Genomic DNA, 18,193 nt, shown 5'->3' with positions numbered 1-18,193 from the left:
TAATGAGCAAAATTGAAGGCACATTAATAGTAGATGAAATTAATACCTCAAATAGTAAACTAAGCAGAATGCTATTTATGGCAGCAAAGGTGGCGCTTGTTGTCGGGTCTGTTTTACTTGTTATTAATCAGTATGATGCATTGTTTGCAGACGCTAATTTAAAAGTATTACCTGCTATATTAACTTACTGTGTGCCATTTTGTGTGTTTTTAGCAGGGCAAAAAATTAAAGTTTAATCTTTTGCCCTCATTATTTTAATCGTACTATATTAAACTGGTGTTTTTAATACGTCTGTAAATTGCTTCATTAGCTCAATTTCACAGAGTTTATAGCTAATCGCAGCAGCAGTTCCATTGGGTGATTTTAATATATAGCGCCATTGGCAACTACTTTTTATATACTTTTCGTGGTTACTTATACTGCGCATAAATAAAGGCAATACTTGTGTATTACCTGTTTCTTCTTCTATTTTTGTTAACTCAAATTTACGTTTTAATATCCAAGTAGCTTGTACTTGCTCTACCTTATTTATTTCGCTATCAAGGCATTGAATATATCGCTTTGCTACATTTGGTGTTGCGTTTTCTGGCAAACTACATACTTGAGCCGAAAAACTAAACGAGCTAAACCCTAATAAAAATAAAGCTACTATATGATGTAATAAATAATTATTTTTTATCATTATAATTAAACTCTAAAATAAATTGAGCGCCGCCCAAGTTATCTGATTTTGTTATAGTTAGTACACCGTTATATGATTTTACTAAGTCAGAGACTATTGCCATACCTACACCATGACCGCTTTCGTATGTATCAAGGCGGGTACCGCGTGTAAGTAAAGACTCTCGCTTGTCTTCAGGCACACCAGGACCATCGTCACTTATGCCAATACAAAGTGTTTTACTTTGTACTATTTGTATTTCTACTTGTGAGCGACATGCTTTACAGGCGTTATCTATCAGGTTACCAAGTAGCTCTAATAAATCAGTTTGATCACCTAAAAAGTAGTCTTTATCAGAAACAGTGCAATTAAAAATAATGTCTTTATCGCGGTAAACTTTTGCCATTGCACTTAAAATAGAATCGAGCACTGGTTTAATAGGCGTTTGTTTTTTCCATGTGTCTGATGCGCCCGTTGCCGCACGTTTTAATTGATGTTCGATCATCACATTAATTCGATCAAGTTGCTCTTGTGCGTCGGCATCATTAGCTAATGGGCTTGATTTTAATACCGCAAGCGGTGTTTTAAGAGCATGCGCTAAGTCACTTAATGACGCTCTATAACGCTCTTTTTGACGTTGCTGCGACTCAAGTAATAAATTTAGATCTGCTTTTATTGTTTGCAACTCAATTGGGTAGAGCCCTTTAATTTCTTGAATATCACCTGATTCAATTGCTTTAATTTCTTTATCTAGGCGTTGTAAGGGGCGTGCGCTCCAAATAAAACCAATCGCCATGAGTCCCGCAATAGCAACACCCATTATAAACATCCAATCAACCAATGTTTGTTTAAACCCATCCATTAATCTTACGAGAGCGTCGTTACGCTTAACTAAAATAAACCGCGCTTGTTCTGATTGATCAATATTGTTTAAAATAACGGTTAAGCTTAATTGCCAATACGCTGATTTTTTAAATTCAACACGACGAAAATCAGCCGCGCCAGCTTTGGTTTGAATTTGTTGCGGAATAAAATCTAGGTTTACAGCCGATTCAGAGTGCCAAATAGGTTCATCATCGCGGTAAATCATTGCATAAGTGTCTGAATTTAACCTATTCAACTCTGGTGCCAAAATAGTACTAGGCATAACAATACCGTTCTCAGTGAAGTCGACTTCAGAGATTAATGAGTATAATTGAGCTTCGAGGGTTTTTTCTGTCGCATCAACCAGTGAGGCATAATATGCTTTGCCAATGGAATAAAATAATATAGGAAGGGCGACTAATAAAACAAAGACAAGGATAAATCCTTGCCTTATTTTTAACGATATTTGCGGTATTACCACTGGCTTTTGAGCCTGTAACCACGACCACGTAGTGTTTCAACTGGGTTTAGTACACCTTCAGGGTCTAACTTTTTACGCAAACGTAAAACAAATACTTCAATTACGTTTGAATCAAGGTCGAAATCTTGATCGTAAATATGTTCAGTCAATTCTGATTTAGAAATAACTTTTTGTGGGTTAACCATTAAGTATTCAAGTACTTTGTATTCATATGCTGTAAGACTTAGCTCTTTATCGTCAACCCATACTTGTTGTGAACGCGTATGAATTTTAATAGGACCCGCAGTCATTTCAGGGTTTGCTTTACCTGCACTACGACGAATTAATGCATTACAACGTGCAATTAATTCTTCAACATGAAATGGTTTTGTTAAGTAGTCATCCGCACCAGCATCTAGACCTTCTACTTTATCTTGCCAGCGGTCGCGCGCTGTTAAAATTAAAATAGGAATGGTTATGCCTTGTGCACGTGCTTTATTAATTAGCTCAATACCGTCTATTTTAGGTAAACCTAAATCAACTACGGCCATATCAAGCGGGTATTCTGTAATGTGGAAAAGACCTGCTTCACCATCGTGGCATAAATCCACGCTGTAACGCTCTTTTTCTAGGGCATTACGTAGGTTGTCTGCTAAATGTAAATCGTCTTCTATAACTAAAATTCGCATTTTTAATCCTTCTTCACTTCGCCGGTTTTTTTATTTATATGTAAATCAACGACGTGGCCGTCAGATTTGAGTATTCGTACAGTATAAAAATCTGTTTTTTCGGTAATTTTTAAGGTCTTACCACCTATAGTTTCCTTTGCAAGTATTACGGCTTTCTTTTTGTTTACCTCAGCTTGTACTGTTTGAGTCGTTGTTGTACTTGCTTGAGCAAAATTTGCAAAGCTAATACAAGCAATAAAGCTAAGGCTTAATAATACGCGCATAATGGAAACTCCTAGACCAGACCTACTTAGTTTAATTAACTAAGTTGCTAAAATTCAAGTAAAAACGTTAATTAGCTTCTACATTAGCAATTTTAATTAAAATGTAGTGAACAAACCCTGAATTGTAGCGCAAAGCACTGCCTCAGAGTTTACTCACATTTTTAAGCAGGGAATACTTTTTTAAATGGTTTAACAACGGTATTTTCATAAACGCCGGCAGCAACATAAGGGTCCGCTGCAGCCCATTCTCGTGCTGCTTCTAATGATTCAAATTCAGCAACAACTAATGAACCAGTAAAGCCCGCTTCTTGAGGATCTTCGCTATCAATTGCCGGAAAAGGACCCGCAGTAAGTAAGCGGTTTTGCGAATCAAGTTCACTAAGGCGTGCTAAATGTGCTGGGCGTGCTGCTTTTCTAAACTCTAAGCTGTTTTCAACGTCTGTTGAGTGAATCATGTACAACATAAGGAATCTCATAAAAATTGTTAAATTTGATTAAATTAATACTACCACAGCGTTGAAAATTGGTGAATTAAAAGCGTTATTTTGAAAGTTTACACTACGATTTTATTTTTACACTGTAATTGCTTGAAAAACGCTGTAAAACACTGGTAGAGTCGCTGAAATACTACAAAATAATAACAAGGTTAATGCATGAGCGAAAATAGAGAGCACTTTAGCTCCCGCCTCGGATTTATACTTGCTGCTGCAGGGTCGGCAGTCGGTATTGGTAATTTAGTTGGTTTTCCTGTTTCTGCTACCAAAAATGGTGGTGGCGCATTTTTATTAATTTACGCATTATTTGTTGCATTTATTTGTTTACCAGTGATGATGGCCGAAATGGCGATGGGTCGAAATGCCCAAAAAGATCCACTTGGCGCGTACAAGCTTTTAGCTAACAACGATAAAAAGTGGAAGCTTGCAGGCTTTATGGCCGTATTAACACCATTTATGATTGCTGTTTTTTATATGGTAATCACTGTGTGGATTTTTGGTTACTTAACACAAACAGCATTGGGTAACTTAGACTCACTCGCTGAGCCAGAACATTTTGATACCTTTATTAATAGTTACACTGTATTTGGTTACATGGCTGTTGTGGTAATTATTGTTAATTTAATATTATTAGGTGGTGTTAAGCAAGGTATTGAAAAAGCAGCAAAATTTATAATGCCAGCACTGCTTGTAATGCTGCTTGCCTTGGTAACTTATGTATTAACATTAGATAACGCTATGGCTGGAGTTGAGTATTACGTTATTCCTGACTTCTCTAAAATGAGTGCAAGTGTACTTAATGGCGCATTAAGCCAAGCATTTTTCTCATTATCACTCGGTATGGGTATTTTAATGACCTACGCGTCTTATATATCTAAAAAAGACGATATTGTAGGAAGCGCTAAAATGGTTGCAATTACCGACTCTTTAGTCGCATTTGTTGCCGGTTTAATGGTGCTGCCAGCTATATTTAGTTTTGATCCTAACACCGACCCAGCTTCACTTTCTGATTCATCAGTTTCTATGATATTTGTTTATTTACCTAAAATATTATTAGCGTTACAAAATGATATTGGATATACCGGTGCATCTATTGTGGCATTCTCATTCTTTCTACTTGTATTTTTTGCCGCTATCACTTCACTTGTTTCTATAGTAGAAGTACCAACGGCAACGCTAAGCGACCGTAAAGGTATTAGTCGTAAAAAAGCATTGGGTATTTTAACGCTTTCAACGGGGTTACTTACTATTTTATGCACCATGTCGTTTGGTATGGTAGATAGCCTTACATCAATAACTAGTTATGGTGGTGAAGGTAAAAGCTTTTTTGATATTATTGTTGATGTGTTTTACGACACTATATTACCGCTTAACGGCTTAATGGTGTGCTTGTTTGTTATGTACCGCTGGAAAAAAGCGCGTTTAACGCAGGAATTAAGCTTAGGCTCGCCTAATTATGCGGGCAGCTTTATGGAAAAATACGTTAATTTTTCACTTTCAACGTTTATTCCAGTTATATTAGCTGTGATATTTATTAACACCGTAGCGACTAAGTTTTTTGGTTTAAAAATATTTGGTTTTTAAGTATAAAATTAAATATAAAGGCCGCGCTTGTCGCGGCTTTTTTGTGTGTAACTTTAAATAAAGGTCACTTTAATTAAATGCACCAGAGTCTAGGTAGCTGCCAACTCCAAGGGTGAACATCCATAGCCCCCAAAAACTATGTTCAATAACACACACAAAGGTTGAGCGACTTTGTGCATAGGTATAAGCAAACAGCAAACCACCTAAAAACGCTAAACCTACTGCAATCCAATTTGCATACACAATATGCGCCAATGCAAATACAGTTGCACTTACTATTATACGCACCGCTTTTTTGGGCATGATTCGTTTATAACGATGAAAAAAGTAGGTTCTGAATATTAATTCTTGAGGGATAACCGAGAGTATTGGGTAGAGCAACAGCAGTAAAAGCCAATCATTAAACGAGTTGCGGGGAAGGGTAAACCAGTTGCCCTGATGAATAATCCCGTAAAACATACCTGAGAACAGTGCACCTAAAAAAAAGAAGCTAAACACACGTTTTTTAACAGCAGAAAATTGCCCAAGGCTTGTAAGCCTAAAACGTTTAAAATGCGGATCGCCCAGTAGCAACATACAACACACACTCATTAAAATAATAAGCGCAGGAATAAGCCAGTTAGCTAAATGCTCGCGTAATCCAAAACCCAACAAGGGGAGTAATACAAAAATAAGGGTAAATTCAAACCAGCGATATTGATTGGCGTTCAAGGTCGTCTCAACTTGTTTTTTTAATAAGCTATCAAGCTAAGACGACATTTTTATGACGAGATTAGTAATCTACAAAGTGATCTATAAAATTATTTTGCAGGTTCTTCTTCACTAGGGAGGTATTTGTACAAGGCAATAATAGTGGCAAAAATACTTACAAAGGTAATACCCATTAAGCCAAATACTTTAAAGTTGACCCAAAAGTCGAGCGAAAAGTTATACGCAATATAAATATTCAACCCAGCTATACCCGCAGTAATAGCAACCCACATTAAGTTAAGTTTATCCCATAACGGCTCTGGAACAACAATAGCTTGCTTTGTATCGTTAGCGTTTTCGAGAATTGAACTAAGCGCTTTTTTAACTAGATTTTTTTTAAGTGCATAACGGCTAACAAGTAACGTTAAGCTTAAACCTGCGTATATGAGTGTTGCTTTCCATTTAATGTATTGCTCATCATGAAGTACCAGCGTTAGCGTACCAAACACGGCAGCAATGCCAAAAAATATCCAGTGGCGAGTAGGCACAGAGCCATGTTTAAAGTAGCTATAAGCAACTTGAATGAACGTTGTAGCCATTAATAAACCAGTAGCCCAATAAATATCGACGAGTTTAAACACTGCAAAAAACAGTATGAGTGGAATGTATTCAATTAATGCGTGCATATACTACCTAAATTATACAAGAAAGAGTCAAAGACTTTTTACCACATAAAGCTTAGCAACTACAAGGTTGACTTGTTGCCCTGTAACCCTTAGCCTGCGTGGCTTTATTACCAATTTGGTTTGGTATTTTTTTTATAATCGTATTCCCACGCTTAACCAACACTGATTTGGCGTGTATTTAGGAGCCTAAAATGAATAAAGCAGAACTCGTTGCTGCCATTGCACACAAAAGTGAATTAACAAAAAAAGATGCTCAAGCGGCACTTTCAAGCTTGCAAAAAGTAATTACTAAATCACTTTCTGAAGGTGATCAAGTTCAAATTAATGGCTTTGGTACGTTTGCACTAAGTTACTATCCAGCGCGTACTGGGCGTAACCCGCAAACAGGCGCAGCAATTGAAATAGAAGGCGCAAACAAAGCTGTTTTTAAGCCTGCTAAGGCGTTAAAAGATCTGCTTTAAATTTATTTAAGGTTTTAAACCCCGTATTGATAGATAAGTTACATGAGCGCGAAGTAAATTCGCACCTACAGGTATATGTTGTAGGTGAGGTTTTATACCTCGCTTTTGGTGGCGTTAAATTACATGAGTTGGAAATAGATTCGCACTTATGTACATTATTCATAATCTGTAAATAATTTACAGAGCCTATAAACTTCAATTAATTTACTCCTTTATTTTCAACCGCTTGTAATCGGCATGCATTATGCTATTTAATTGTGTGTTTCGAACATATTTTTAAACAATACCAATTTGCTTATATATGGGGTCTATTTAACGTTAAGAAAATCATGCTAAAACTAGGCAAAATTTTTTCGTATTTAGCTGTTCTAAATGAAAAGTTTTTAACGACGTTATAGTGCGATTTAATTCGTTAAATTGCTCAAAGATTTATGCAGGTTAGTATCAAATAAGGAGATCTCAATGAGTACATTACAAACAAGCACACGTTTACAGGGCAAAAAAATTGCAATTTTAGCCACTGATGGATTTGAGCAAAGTGAGCTTTTATCTCCACGCAGCGCATTACTTGATGCCGGTGCAAACATCGAAATAGTATCAATTAAAGAAGGTCAAATTACGGGCTGGGATGAAGACAAGTGGGGCGATAAAGTAACAGTAGATAAACTAGTTACAAACGCAGACCCCTCTGATTACGACGCGCTTATGCTCCCTGGTGGTTTATTTAACCCAGACAGTTTACGCCAAGATAAAGATGCTAAAGCCTTTATTGATGGCTTTTTTGGCGCAGAAAAAAACAAACCCGTTGCTGCAATTTGCCATGCTCCGTGGTTGTTAGCTGAAATTAATAAATTGCGCGACCGTACTATTACCTCTTTTCCAAGTATTAAAAGCGATTTAATTAATGCAGGCGCTAATTGGGTTGACCAAGAAGTATGTGTAGATAAAGGCTTAGTAACAAGCCGAAGCCCCGCTGATTTAGAAGCATTTAATGCTAAATTTATTGAAGAGATTTTAGAGGGTAAACACCAAGCTCACTAATTTTTTAAAACGTTTGGATATTGCTATAGCGTTTGATTTTTAAAAAACAAAAAAGGGCATTTTAAATGCCCTTTTTTTAATGCGTATAAAACACGCCCTAGTTAACTTAAAGCGATGTAGCTGCTTTCATATCGGCTACAAAAGCTTTTAGCTGCGCGGTCATTACAGGTAAGTCATTAAGGTTAGCTTCAATAATTTTAACCACGGCAGAGCCTGAAATAGCACCGGCTGCTCCTGCATTAAGAGCCGCTTTTACATCATCTGGCGTTGAAATACCAAACCCTAAAAGAGCAGGGGCTGCATGGTATTCTTTTAATTTAGTAACAATATTACCAGCAGGCATTTGTGCTTTAGTATCGGTACCGGTAACACCTGCGCGCGATAGTAAATACGTGTAACCACGACCGTAAGAGGCGCACTGGCGAAGTGTGTCGTCATCGGCATTTGGTGTTGCAATAAAAATTGGGTCTACACCGTTATCCATTGCTGACTTTCTAAACATTTTAGATTCATGTAAAGGCACATCAGCCACTAAAATTGAGTCTACGCCTACTGCTTTTGCATCTTTATAAAATGCTTCTATACCGCGTTTAAACACAAGGTTTGAATACAATAATAAGCCAATTGGAATATCGGCATTATACTCACGTATTTCTTTAATAATATCAAAGCAATCTTGTGTATTAATGTGCGCATCGAGTGCGCGAATATTAGCCTTTTGAATTACTGGGCCATCTGCAATTGGGTCTGAAAACGGAATACCAAGCTCAAGCGCATCAGCGCCGCCGTCAATCAGACTTTTTATAATCGAAATACTTTGCTCTTTACCTGGGTCGCCAATCGTTACAAATGGTACAAACGCACCTTGTTTTTGCTCGTTAAGCGCTGCAAACATTTTGCCGTAACGATCCGTTTTTACTTGGCTCATAGCTGACCTCTTTCAGTTAGTACATTGTGAACGTGTGCTAAATCTTTATCGCCACGACCACTTAAATTAATCACTATAACACTTTCCTCGGTTAGCTCCTCTGCGTACTTAAGGGCATAAGCTAACGCATGGCTTGATTCAAGTGCCGGAATAATCCCTTCATTTTTAGCAAGCGATTGAAACGCATCAAGCGCTTCTGTATCGGTAATACCCACGTATTGAGCGCGACCAGTTTCGTGTAAAAATGCATGCTGAGGACCAACAGCTGGGTAATCAAGACCCGCTGATACAGAGTAAGACTCTTCAATTTGGCCATCATCATTTTGCATAATGTACGTATAAGTACCGTGTAATATGCCTTTTGTACCTTTACAAATTGTTGCACCGTGCTCATTTGTATCAAGCCCTTTACCAGCAGGCTCAACACCAATTAACTTAACGCCTGGTTCGTCAATAAAGTCGGTAAACATACCAATCGCGTTTGAACCACCACCAACACAAGCAATAACAGCGTCAGGTAAACGACCTTCTGCTTTAAGTACTTGTTGTTTTGCTTCTTCACCAATAATTTTTTGATACTCGCGTACAATTGTTGGGAATGGGTGAGGACCCGCAGCTGTACCTAGTAGGTAATGTGCGTCTTGGTAGTTTGCTGACCAGTCACGCAGCGCTTCATTTACTGCATCTTTTAATGTGCCAGAACCTGCTGTTACCGGAATAACCTCTGCGCCCATTAACTTCATTCTAAATACGTTAGGTTGCTGACGATCAACGTCTTTTGCACCCATATAAATACGACATTTTAAACCCAGTAAGGCACACGCTAGCGCTGTTGCAACGCCGTGTTGACCGGCACCTGTTTCAGCAATAACTTGTTTTTTACCCATACGCTTAGTAAGTAACGCCTGACCAAGTACTTGGTTCGTTTTATGTGCGCCACCGTGTAGTAAGTCTTCACGCTTTAGATACAGTTTTACTTTTGGATTTTTAACTAAATTGCGCGTTAAAGTAAGTGGGGTAGGACGACCCGCATACTCGTTTAATAATTTACTTAGCTCTGCCTGAAACTCAGGATCTTTTTGTGCTTTGTTAAATTCGTTTTCTAACTGCTTAAGCGCAGGGACAAGTAACTCAGGTACAAACATACCGCCAAACTCGCCAAAATAAGCTGGATTTTGCATTTTAACCTCAATAATTTCTGATGCTTGTAAAAGCATTATGTAATTTGTTAGGGCACTTTTTACCCGCAGATTCTTCAACGCCTGAGTTTAAGTCAAGGCCTAAGGCACCTTTAAAAAGCGCATCTTTAATATTATCTGGATTTAAGCCACCAGCGAGCATAAATGGTGTGGTTGCATCACTAAGCACCGACCAATCAAATGCTTTACCAGTACCGCCAGCTTGAGTGTCGCTGTGCGTATCGTAAAGATGACGATCAACCCCATTTACTGGAGTAGGTAATGTATTTTTAACTGCCTGTGCTTTCCAAATTTCGCAGCCGGTTGGTAACTGTGTACGCAAAGCGGCGATGTAATCGTCACTTTCTTGACCATGTAATTGAACTGCCGCCAATTTTAGCACACTTGCGTATTGAGCAACTTGCTCAATTGGAGCATCGACAAACACACCAACAAAATTAAGTGGTGCACTTTTACTAAGCTCTATTGCACAATCTAAATCGACATAGCGTGGCGATTTAGGGTGAAAAATCAAACCGCCGTAAATAGCACCGTTTTGATACGCAGCTTGTGCATCTTTAGTACGTGTTAAACCACATACTTTATTGTCACCAAAAATAACACGGCGGCATGCTTGCTCTAAATCACGCTCACTCATAAGTGAGCTGCCAATTAAAAAGCCATCGCATAGAGGAGCTAAACGTTTTACGTCTTGATGGGTGTAAATCCCCGATTCCGAAATAACCACTTTATCAGCCGGAATAAGCTTTCGTAGTTTTTCGGTAGTGGCTAAATCGGTGCTTAAATCGCGTAAATCACGGTTATTAATACCAATAATTTGTGCATCAAGCGCAAGTGCGCGGTGTACTTCTTCTTCATTACTTACTTCGGTTAATACCGACATATTAAGTGAATCGGCAACGGCATGCAGTGCTTTATAGCTTTCGTCATCTAGTACCGAAAGCATTAATAATATAGCGTCACCGCCATAAATACGTGCCATGTACACTTGGTACTCATCTATAAAAAAGTCTTTACAGATAAGCGGTTGTTCTACTTGGCTGCGCACAAATTCGAGGTAGTCAAAACTGCCTTGAAAATATTTAGCATCAGTTAACACACTCATACAGGTAGCGTATTTTTTATAAACCGAGGTGATTTCGGTTAAATCAAATGGCTCTCTAATTAAGCCTTTTGAAGGAGATGCTTTTTTACATTCTAAAATAAACTGTGTGCCAGGTGCTGCGAGTGCTTTGTAAAAATCACGGCTTGTAGGCACTGCTTGCTGTTTAAAGCTTTCAAGCGGACGTGCGGCTTTACGCTCAATTAGTTCTAATTTTTTATCAGCAACGATTTTATCTAATACATTAGCCATTACTTACCTCAATAATTTTATTTAATGTGTTCATGGCTTGCCCTGAACTTAATAATGTTTGTACTTGTTGCGCGCCTTCTTTTAATGATTGTGCTTTACCAGTTAGGTATAACAGTGCGGCTACGTTTACAATAATGGCCGCATTGTGGGCTTCTGTGCCTTTACCTTCTAAAATAGCGAGGCTTGCTTTTGCATTGTATTGTGGACCTTCACCAGCGAGCTGTTCAAGTGAATAGTTTGCAAGGTCAAAGTCACTTGGGTTAAGCGTATATTGGGTAATATTACCGTTATTTAGCTCAACAACCGTAGTTGGACCATGTAGGGCTATTTCGTCAGTGCCCGAGCCGTGAACAATCATAGCGCGCTTTGTGCCAAGGGTTTTAAGAGTTTGTGCCATTGGCATACACAACGCTTCGTTATACACGCCGAGTAATTGCACTTCAGGTGCCGCTGGGTTAGCAAGCGGGCCTAAAATATTAAAAATAGTACGTGTTTTAAGCGCTGTACGTACGCCCATCGCATGGCGTACGCCACTGTGGTAGTGCGGTGCAAACAAAAAGGTAAAGTTAGTTTGCTCAAGGCATTTTGCTGCTTGCTCAGGGCTCATATCTATATTAATGCCCAAGGCTTTTAGTAAATCGGCAGAGCCTGAATTACTCGATACACTGCGATTACCATGCTTTACCATGTTAATACCGGCAGCAGCGGCAACAATAGCAGCCGTTGTACTTATATTAATGGTATTTGATCCATCGCCGCCAGTGCCACAGCTATCAGCAAGTTGCGTACTGTTGGTAGTAAAAGCAACGGCGTTTTCGCGCATTGAGGCTGCAGCCCCTGCAATTTCGTCGCTTACTTCGCCTTTAATTTTAAGGCTTATAAGTAGGGCGGTTAGCTCAATATCACTCATATTACCTTGCATTATTTGATCAAAAAGCGCTTTGGCGTCTGCGTAGCTTAATGATTGCCCCGTAATTAGTTGCTCAAGAGCGTGTTGAACATTTATGGGTTGTTCTGGTTGTGTACTCATAATGTTCTCTTTTATTTGGCACGTGTTAAGTAGGCTACACTTTGCTGAAGTAGCATTGCGCCGTTCGGCGTTAGTATTGATTCTGGATGAAACTGGTAACCTAATGCGTTGTCATCATGATGATAAATAGCCATAGGTATATCCTCATATTGGGCAATTACCTCAATATTGTCAGGCACTTTTGTTGCCATTAATGAATGATAACGTGCAACAGGCATTGTATCGCCCATACCATCAAATACAGGGTGCTCGCCTAAATTAATAATTGAAGACTTACCATGTACGGTTTCACCGGCATGACCGATTACTCCGCCGTAGCTTTGGGTTAACGCTTGTTGACCCAAACAAATACCCAGCATAGGGAAGTGACCTTTAGAGAGCTCAATAAGCTCCATCAAACAGCCTGCATCGCTTGGTGTGCCAGGACCAGGCGAAAGTACCAATAGCACTTGACCTTGTTCTTGGCGCATTTTGTTAAAAATAACCTCGGCGCTAATGTTGTTTCTGTAAACAACAAGTTCACCGCCAAGCATTGTTAGCTCATCAACAAGGTTGTAAGTAAATGAGTCAAAGTTATCTAAAAAATAGATTTTAATAGGATTAGCTTCACTCATTCTATACCGCCTTGTAAGTAGATTTAATGGCGGTAATAACCGCTTGTGCTTTAGCTCGGGTTTCGTTTGCTTCAGAAATAGGATCTGAGTCAAACACCACACCGGCACCAGCCTGTACATAAGCTATATTATTTTTAACAAAAGCAGAGCGAATAACAATACAGCTATCCATTGCACCATCACCGGTTAAGTAACCTACAGCGCCGCCATAACTGCCACGGCGTTTACCTTCAGTTTGACGTACAAGCTCAGCAGCCCGAACCTTTGGTGCGCCAACAAGTGTGCCCATGTTCATACAAGCTTGGTAAGCATGCAGTGCATCAAGCTCTGGTTTTAATGTGCCTACAACGCGCGATACTAAATGCATTACCTGTGAATAGCGGTCTACTTTTAATAGCTCTTTGGCAAAACGAGTACCTGCAACACTAATACGTGCTACGTCGTTACGGGCTAAATCTACAAGCATTAAATGTTCAGCACGTTCTTTTTGATCGTTTCTAAGTTCAAGTTCAATGCGGCTATCTAGGTCTGGGTTTATTTGCCCATTAGCAAATTTGCCACGTGGGCGAGTGCCAGCAATAGGGTACACTTCGACTTGTTTAGATTGCACTGTGTACTTAAGTGCTGATTCAGGCGATGCACCAAATAATGCAAAGTCTTCATCGCGCATATAAAACATGTATGGGCTTGGATTTTGCTTTTTAAGTTTGCTATACGCATGCAAAGAATTAGGGCAAGGTAGTGAAAATGTGCGCGACGGTACTACCTGAAAAATATCACCATCTACAATGTTCTTTTTAAGCTTAACCACTTGCTCACAATATGTCTCGTCGCTTATATCAACGCTTACATCACATTGTCCACTTTGCATATCCGCACTAAATTCTGAGGCGTTGTCGCACAGTGTATTTAAACGTTCTAACTCTTTGCCTACTTCAAAGCAATTTGCATGTACGTCAGGGCCATTAAATACATTACCAATGAGTTCGGTTGTTTGTTTTTGATGATCAATAACAACTAACGTTTCGGCTAAATAAAACACATAATCTGGGCACGTATTTTCACCGTCTGGTACATCACTTAATTGCTCAAAGTTCGCCACCATATCGTAGGCAAATACACCGCCTAAAAATACTGAAAATGGATTGCTGGTTGTGCTTTTTATACTGTTAATACAAGTGCGCAGAGCGCTAAATGCATTATCTGCAACGAGTTTACTTGCCTCGTCAGTATCGCCGCTTGTGTCTAAATAACTAAGCGTAAGTGTTGTGTCGTCTAAGGTTGCGTCACAGCTTTTAACATTACTTTGTAAGTAGCTTAGAAGTTGTTGACCATTATTAGATTGCGCAGTCACTGTTACCGTTTTGCCTTGGCATACAATGCGCAAGGCACAGTCAACTAAAATTAAGCTCTTAACACTGTCTTTAGAATCAATTTCAGCCGATTCAAGTAGCAGCGAATTAGGCTTATCAAGTGCAGCATATAATGCAAGAGGGCTACTTATATAGTCGCGTACTTGCGTTATGCTTGTTACTTCGCCTGGTGTGGTAGTTATATGACTAAAAATCAAACCTCATTCCCTCAAAAAATTAAACCCCGCAATGCTGTGCAATGCGGGGCTTGAATAACGATATCTAAATTACAAACAGATCATTACCGTCCCGCTATATCAAGCGCCACCACCAACGATGTGTAAGAGTAAGACCGTTATTCATGTTTTTCTGCCTCAATATTTATTAAATATTTATAATATAAAACGTTACGTAAAATTTAGTTATAAAAAAACCCGCATAGTTGCGGGTTTTGAATTTTTGTTAGACACGACAATTCATCACCCGATAATTACGAGTGCCACCACCAAATAGTGTTTAAGTTTGAATTGATCATCATTGTTAATTCTTAATGTGTCTGAAAGTGGCTATAGTAAAACGTATCTTATGCTTTTGTGTCAAGTGTTTATTTAAAACAATTTAGTCAAAAAACTTGTTATACTTACATAAACACCATTAACCCTTAATTTTAAGCAGTTTTCTTTTGATAAAATACGATTTACATAGCCACACCACACACTCAGACGGGCGTTTAACGGTCGAAGAATTATTGCATCGCGCTGTTGATAAAAATATTGATGTGTTTGCTATTACCGATCACGACACTGTGGCAGCCATTAAACCTGCCCAGCAATTTATTGAAGCTGAAAAATTACCGCTTTCATTAATAACGGGTACAGAAGTGTCGACTAAATGGGAAAGCTTCGAAATTCATATTGTTGGTTTAAATATTGATATTGAGAATATTGACCTTACCTCTTTATTATCTGCTCAGCAGCAAAAGCGAGAAGAGCGCGCGCTAGAAATTGGCGCACGTCTTACAAAAAACGGTTTTGATGGCATTTATGAGCAGGCTAAAGAGCTTGCAAAAAACGCGCAAATCACACGCGCACATTTTGCACGTGCATTAATAGAGCGCGGCGTAGCAAAAAACTTTCCTGGTGTATTTAAAAAGTATTTAGGTCGTGGCAAAACAGGTTATGTACCAAGTTGTTGGTGCACCATGCAAACAGCTATTGAGGCTATTCATGCCGCTGGTGGAGTTGCTGTACTTGCGCACCCAAGTAGTTATCAAATGTCGAACAAATGGTTACGCAAGCTATTAGTAGAATTTAAAAGTGTAGGAGGAGACGCAATGGAAGTTGCACAACCTCAGCAGGCGCCAAGCGAACGTCAATTTTTAGGTGAACTCAGCCGTGAGTACGATTTACTTTGCTCGCAAGGGTCTGATTTTCATTTTCCGACAAGTTATTTAGAGCTTGGCAAAAATTTATACTTACCGAAAGACTGCCAAGGTGTTTGGCAAGCCTGGGAAGGACAAGAAGGGGCATTATTATGAGTCAATTATTTCACATTCATCCTGAAAATCCGCAACCGAGATTGATTAGTCAAGCCGTTGATATTATTAAACAAGGCGGCGTTGTTGTTTACCCAACAGATTCTGGCTATGCAATTGGCTGTAATATTGGTAACAAGCAAGCCAAAGAGCGCATAGAGCGAATTCGTGGCATTGAAAAAAACGATAATTTTACGCTAGTTTGTCGTGATTTATCGGAGTTATCTACTTATGCACGCGTAGATAACCAGCTATTTAGATTAATTAAAAATAATACGCCTGGACCTTACACCTTTATTTTTAAAGGCACTAAAGAAGTCCCTAAGCGTTTATTAAACGACAAGAAAAAAACCATTGGCATGCGTGTAATTGAGCACCCAATTGCCTGTGCTTTACTTGCCGAACTTGGCGAGCCGTTAATGTCGTGTTCTTTAATTTTACCAGGACAGCAGTTTACAGAATCAGATCCCGATGAAATTTTAGAGCGATTAGACAAACACGTTGATTTAATTATTCATGGTGGTTACTTAGCAGAGCAAGCAACTACTGTAATTGATTTGTCTGAAGATGAAATTAAGATTTTGCGTGTTGGTTGTGGTGATACAAGCCCATTTGAGTAATAGTGAGTGAGCGAAAGCACTGCAGATACACAAAACATTGAAAAGCCAGTGCAGCAAAAGCTGCCACTGGCTTTTTTGCATGGAAAAGCGGTTGTAGATAAACCTGAAGATTTATACATCCCACCCGATGCGCTCGAAATAATATTAGAAACCTTCGAGGGACCACTCGATTTACTGCTCTATTTAATTAAAAAGCATAAGCTTGATGTGCTCGAACTTTCTATTTTTAGTATTACAGAGCAATATGTTCGTTATGTAGAAATGATGACAGAATTTCAGCTCGAACTTGCTGGCGAATATTTAGTTATGGCTGCGTTACTTGCGCAAATAAAATCGCGCTTACTACTACCTGTACACGAAGAGCTTGAGGAGGAAGAAGATCCTCGTGCTGAGCTTATTAAACGTTTACAAGAGTATGAGTTATTTAAAAAAGCCGCCGAAAACCTGGATGATATTCCCCGAGTTGGTCGTGATATTTTCATAGCGCATGCCGTTATGCCAATAAGTGAAGACACAAGTCAAAATCTCCCCGATATTGAACTTAAAGACTTAATGCTGGCGCTGAGTGATGTAATGGCGCGTGCAAAAACCTTTGAGCATCATCAAATTACTGCTGAAGTACTCTCAACCCGAGAGAGAATGAGTCAAATATTGCAGCAATTATCGCAAGCAAAGGCAGCGGTTGTATTTAATGCACTTTTTACCCCTGATGAAGGGCGAAGTGGTGTAGTAGTTAGTTTTATTGCCATGCTTGAGCTTATTAAAGAAGGGCTTGTTACCTGTTTGCAAGTAAACCCTGAAAGCTTAATTTATGTTAGCTTAAGCGAACAATCCACCCTATAAAACTATCTGTTTAATCCTCCATTTTTGCACAACTGACTTTAAATAACCTGAACTCTGGTTAAGAGACTTTCTACGTATTGAATCATGGTGATATTTAAGTTAATTTTCAGCGCAGTTAGCGCTGAAAATAGCTGCTCAAGATAGATTTATTATTCAAATTTCAGGCTAAATAACAAAGTTCTGTGCGTATACGCACGTAAAGTGTTTGTAAATGTTATTTTCATTTACTCCTATGCACTATATTGTAAGCACATAGCAATATAGGAAATTATACATGTTTAAAAACACGGCATCATCGTATGGACTTGTTGCCATTATTTTACATTGGCTCATGGCGCTAACTATTTTTGGTTTATTTGGTTTAGGCTTATATATGGTTGAGCTTACTTATTACGATAGTTGGTATAAAGGCTCACTCGATTTGCACAAAAGTATTGGCATAACATTGGTTGCTGTATTTTTGTTTAGAGTTTTATGGCGAGTTTTTTCAAATAAACCTAAGCCGTTAGGTGAAAACCAACAGATGAACCAATTAGCACACACCGCGCATATTGTTATGTATATTATTTTGGCTGTGATTGTTGTTGCTGGTTATTTAATTTCGACAGCAGATGGACGGGCAATAGAAGTATTTACACTATTTGATGTATCGGCAATTGATTTTTCATTTGAACATCAAGCCGATTTAGCCGGAAAAGTACATTACTACGGTGCATGTATTTTAATTGGGTTTGCAGTATTGCATGCACTTGGGGCATTAAAACATCACTTTATCGATAAAGATAAAACCTTAATTAGAATGATCAAACCATTAAAGGATGATTAA

The 18,193-nt window shown here is 38.7% G+C and carries 21 protein-coding genes; 8 read left to right on the top strand and 13 right to left on the bottom strand.

Features of this window, described 5'->3' with window-relative positions; translation table 11 throughout:
• The first annotated feature begins 2 nt into the window (after window positions 1-2).
• Entirely contained in the window at window positions 3-236 is a 234-nt protein-coding gene (gene nrtS / locus I6F65_RS06295; protein WP_166113489.1) for a nitrate/nitrite transporter NrtS, read from the top strand.
• Window positions 237-268: 32 nt separating this feature from the next.
• On the opposite strand, the gene I6F65_RS06290 is transcribed toward nrtS, so the two are convergent.
• From I6F65_RS06290 to I6F65_RS06270, 5 genes are all read right to left on the bottom strand, one after another.
• Window positions 269-682 (bottom strand): hypothetical protein, encoded by a 414-nt coding sequence (locus I6F65_RS06290; RefSeq protein ID WP_024610087.1) that lies wholly within the window; start codon window positions 680-682, stop codon window positions 269-271.
• Window positions 669-2,006: an ATP-binding protein gene (locus tag I6F65_RS06285; protein WP_024610088.1), complete on the bottom strand. Its 1,338-nt coding sequence runs from the start codon at window positions 2,004-2,006 to the stop codon at window positions 669-671. The genes I6F65_RS06290 and I6F65_RS06285 overlap by 14 nt, the downstream gene beginning before the upstream one ends.
• Complete coding sequence (locus I6F65_RS06280; protein ID WP_007375447.1) at window positions 2,000-2,674, bottom strand: response regulator transcription factor; 675 nt, start codon at window positions 2,672-2,674, stop codon at window positions 2,000-2,002. Before I6F65_RS06280 ends, I6F65_RS06285 begins: the two co-directional genes overlap by 7 nt.
• A gap of 2 nt (window positions 2,675-2,676) precedes the next feature.
• Window positions 2,677-2,937 (bottom strand): PepSY domain-containing protein, encoded by a 261-nt coding sequence (locus tag I6F65_RS06275; protein ID WP_197112030.1) that lies wholly within the window; start codon window positions 2,935-2,937, stop codon window positions 2,677-2,679.
• Between the two features lie 161 nt (window positions 2,938-3,098).
• On the bottom strand, window positions 3,099-3,401 hold the full coding sequence (locus tag I6F65_RS06270) for a YciI family protein (RefSeq protein ID WP_024610090.1): 303 nt from the start codon (window positions 3,399-3,401) through the stop codon (window positions 3,099-3,101).
• A 189-nt stretch (window positions 3,402-3,590) separates the two neighbouring features.
• Here I6F65_RS06270 and I6F65_RS06265 point away from each other — a divergent pair, with 189 nt between their 5' ends.
• The gene (locus tag I6F65_RS06265; protein ID WP_197112028.1) at window positions 3,591-5,015 is read left to right on the top strand and encodes a sodium-dependent transporter; all 1,425 of its coding nucleotides are present in this window, start codon (window positions 3,591-3,593) and stop codon (window positions 5,013-5,015) included.
• A 69-nt stretch (window positions 5,016-5,084) separates the two neighbouring features.
• Here the strand turns inward: I6F65_RS06265 and I6F65_RS06260 are convergent, their stop codons facing one another.
• Together I6F65_RS06260 and I6F65_RS06255 are read right to left on the bottom strand one after the other, a co-directional pair.
• Window positions 5,085-5,726: a CPBP family intramembrane glutamic endopeptidase gene (locus I6F65_RS06260; protein WP_197112026.1), complete on the bottom strand. Its 642-nt coding sequence runs from the start codon at window positions 5,724-5,726 to the stop codon at window positions 5,085-5,087.
• Window positions 5,727-5,815: 89 nt separating this feature from the next.
• Window positions 5,816-6,391, bottom strand: a complete 576-nt coding sequence (locus tag I6F65_RS06255) for an inner membrane-spanning protein YciB (RefSeq protein WP_166113495.1) — start codon at window positions 6,389-6,391, stop codon at window positions 5,816-5,818.
• 191 nt (window positions 6,392-6,582) lie between these two features.
• On the opposite strand from I6F65_RS06255, the gene I6F65_RS06250 reads away from it, so the two are divergent.
• Window positions 6,583-6,852 (top strand): HU family DNA-binding protein, encoded by a 270-nt coding sequence (locus tag I6F65_RS06250; RefSeq protein ID WP_077538106.1) that lies wholly within the window; start codon window positions 6,583-6,585, stop codon window positions 6,850-6,852.
• Window positions 6,853-7,314: 462 nt separating this feature from the next.
• Window positions 7,315-7,893 carry a type 1 glutamine amidotransferase domain-containing protein gene (locus I6F65_RS06245; protein ID WP_101163602.1) on the top strand — a complete coding sequence of 193 codons (579 nt, stop codon included), beginning with the start codon at window positions 7,315-7,317 and terminating at the stop codon, window positions 7,891-7,893.
• A 106-nt stretch (window positions 7,894-7,999) separates the two neighbouring features.
• Here I6F65_RS06245 and trpA read toward each other — a convergent pair whose 3' ends face one another.
• The 6 genes from trpA to I6F65_RS06215 are packed head-to-tail and all read right to left on the bottom strand — an operon-like array spanning window position 8,000 to window position 14,588.
• Window positions 8,000-8,821, bottom strand: a complete 822-nt coding sequence (gene trpA, locus I6F65_RS06240; protein WP_197112024.1) for a tryptophan synthase subunit alpha — start codon at window positions 8,819-8,821, stop codon at window positions 8,000-8,002.
• Window positions 8,818-10,002 carry a tryptophan synthase subunit beta gene (gene trpB, locus I6F65_RS06235; protein ID WP_024590412.1) on the bottom strand — a complete coding sequence of 395 codons (1,185 nt, stop codon included), beginning with the start codon at window positions 10,000-10,002 and terminating at the stop codon, window positions 8,818-8,820. Before trpB ends, trpA begins: the two co-directional genes overlap by 4 nt.
• Window positions 10,003-10,009: 7 nt before the next feature.
• Window positions 10,010-11,374 carry a bifunctional indole-3-glycerol-phosphate synthase TrpC/phosphoribosylanthranilate isomerase TrpF gene (gene trpCF / locus I6F65_RS06230; RefSeq protein ID WP_197112022.1) on the bottom strand — a complete coding sequence of 455 codons (1,365 nt, stop codon included), beginning with the start codon at window positions 11,372-11,374 and terminating at the stop codon, window positions 10,010-10,012.
• Window positions 11,367-12,404 carry an anthranilate phosphoribosyltransferase gene (gene trpD, locus I6F65_RS06225; protein ID WP_197112020.1) on the bottom strand — a complete coding sequence of 346 codons (1,038 nt, stop codon included), beginning with the start codon at window positions 12,402-12,404 and terminating at the stop codon, window positions 11,367-11,369. Before trpD ends, trpCF begins: the two co-directional genes overlap by 8 nt.
• A gap of 11 nt (window positions 12,405-12,415) precedes the next feature.
• Window positions 12,416-13,018, bottom strand: a complete 603-nt coding sequence (locus tag I6F65_RS06220; RefSeq protein WP_197112018.1) for an aminodeoxychorismate/anthranilate synthase component II — start codon at window positions 13,016-13,018, stop codon at window positions 12,416-12,418.
• A 1-nt stretch (window position 13,019) separates the two neighbouring features.
• Window positions 13,020-14,588, bottom strand: coding sequence for an anthranilate synthase component 1 (locus I6F65_RS06215; RefSeq protein WP_024612567.1), 1,569 nt, complete (start codon window positions 14,586-14,588; stop codon window positions 13,020-13,022).
• 464 nt (window positions 14,589-15,052) lie between these two features.
• On the opposite strand from I6F65_RS06215, the gene I6F65_RS06210 reads away from it, so the two are divergent.
• The 4 genes from I6F65_RS06210 to I6F65_RS06195 all read left to right on the top strand — a co-directional run bounded on the left by I6F65_RS06210 (window position 15,053) and on the right by I6F65_RS06195 (window position 18,193).
• Window positions 15,053-15,907 carry a PHP domain-containing protein gene (locus I6F65_RS06210; RefSeq protein ID WP_166113508.1) on the top strand — a complete coding sequence of 285 codons (855 nt, stop codon included), beginning with the start codon at window positions 15,053-15,055 and terminating at the stop codon, window positions 15,905-15,907.
• Entirely contained in the window at window positions 15,904-16,524 is a 621-nt protein-coding gene (locus tag I6F65_RS06205; RefSeq protein WP_024612568.1) for an L-threonylcarbamoyladenylate synthase, read from the top strand. Before I6F65_RS06210 ends, I6F65_RS06205 begins: the two co-directional genes overlap by 4 nt.
• Window positions 16,525-16,530: 6 nt before the next feature.
• Window positions 16,531-17,367 carry a ScpA family protein gene (locus tag I6F65_RS06200; RefSeq protein ID WP_197112016.1) on the top strand — a complete coding sequence of 279 codons (837 nt, stop codon included), beginning with the start codon at window positions 16,531-16,533 and terminating at the stop codon, window positions 17,365-17,367.
• Window positions 17,368-17,641: 274 nt separating this feature from the next.
• The gene (locus I6F65_RS06195) at window positions 17,642-18,193 is read left to right on the top strand and encodes a cytochrome b (RefSeq protein WP_024612570.1); all 552 of its coding nucleotides are present in this window, start codon (window positions 17,642-17,644) and stop codon (window positions 18,191-18,193) included.

Source organism: Pseudoalteromonas sp. SWXJZ94C (assembly GCF_015864385.1).
Classification (GTDB): Bacteria; Pseudomonadota; Gammaproteobacteria; order Enterobacterales; family Alteromonadaceae; genus Pseudoalteromonas.
Note: the sequence above shows the minus strand (reverse complement) of the source record. Positions and strands in the feature narration are given on the sequence as shown.

Excerpts from the sequence above, each read along its gene's own strand:
- nrtS (WP_166113489.1), top strand. The coding sequence starts at position 3 with ATGAGCAAAATTGAAGGCACATTAATAGTAGATGAAATTAATACCTCA.
- I6F65_RS06290 (WP_024610087.1), bottom strand. The coding sequence starts at position 682 with ATGATAAAAAATAATTATTTATTACATCATATAGTAGCTTTATTTTTA.
- I6F65_RS06280 (WP_007375447.1), bottom strand. The coding sequence starts at position 2,674 with ATGCGAATTTTAGTTATAGAAGACGATTTACATTTAGCAGACAACCTA.
- I6F65_RS06275 (WP_197112030.1), bottom strand. The coding sequence starts at position 2,937 with ATGCGCGTATTATTAAGCCTTAGCTTTATTGCTTGTATTAGCTTTGCA.
- I6F65_RS06270 (WP_024610090.1), bottom strand. The coding sequence starts at position 3,401 with ATGTTGTACATGATTCACTCAACAGACGTTGAAAACAGCTTAGAGTTT.
- I6F65_RS06265 (WP_197112028.1), top strand. The coding sequence starts at position 3,591 with ATGAGCGAAAATAGAGAGCACTTTAGCTCCCGCCTCGGATTTATACTT.
- I6F65_RS06255 (WP_166113495.1), bottom strand. The coding sequence starts at position 6,391 with ATGCACGCATTAATTGAATACATTCCACTCATACTGTTTTTTGCAGTG.
- I6F65_RS06250 (WP_077538106.1), top strand. The coding sequence starts at position 6,583 with ATGAATAAAGCAGAACTCGTTGCTGCCATTGCACACAAAAGTGAATTA.
- I6F65_RS06245 (WP_101163602.1), top strand. The coding sequence starts at position 7,315 with ATGAGTACATTACAAACAAGCACACGTTTACAGGGCAAAAAAATTGCA.
- trpA (WP_197112024.1), bottom strand. The coding sequence starts at position 8,821 with ATGAGCCAAGTAAAAACGGATCGTTACGGCAAAATGTTTGCAGCGCTT.
- trpB (WP_024590412.1), bottom strand. The coding sequence starts at position 10,002 with ATGCAAAATCCAGCTTATTTTGGCGAGTTTGGCGGTATGTTTGTACCT.
- trpCF (WP_197112022.1), bottom strand. The coding sequence starts at position 11,374 with ATGGCTAATGTATTAGATAAAATCGTTGCTGATAAAAAATTAGAACTA.
- trpD (WP_197112020.1), bottom strand. The coding sequence starts at position 12,404 with ATGAGTACACAACCAGAACAACCCATAAATGTTCAACACGCTCTTGAG.
- I6F65_RS06220 (WP_197112018.1), bottom strand. The coding sequence starts at position 13,018 with ATGAGTGAAGCTAATCCTATTAAAATCTATTTTTTAGATAACTTTGAC.
- I6F65_RS06205 (WP_024612568.1), top strand. The coding sequence starts at position 15,904 with ATGAGTCAATTATTTCACATTCATCCTGAAAATCCGCAACCGAGATTG.
- I6F65_RS06195 (WP_024612570.1), top strand. The coding sequence starts at position 17,642 with ATGTTTAAAAACACGGCATCATCGTATGGACTTGTTGCCATTATTTTA.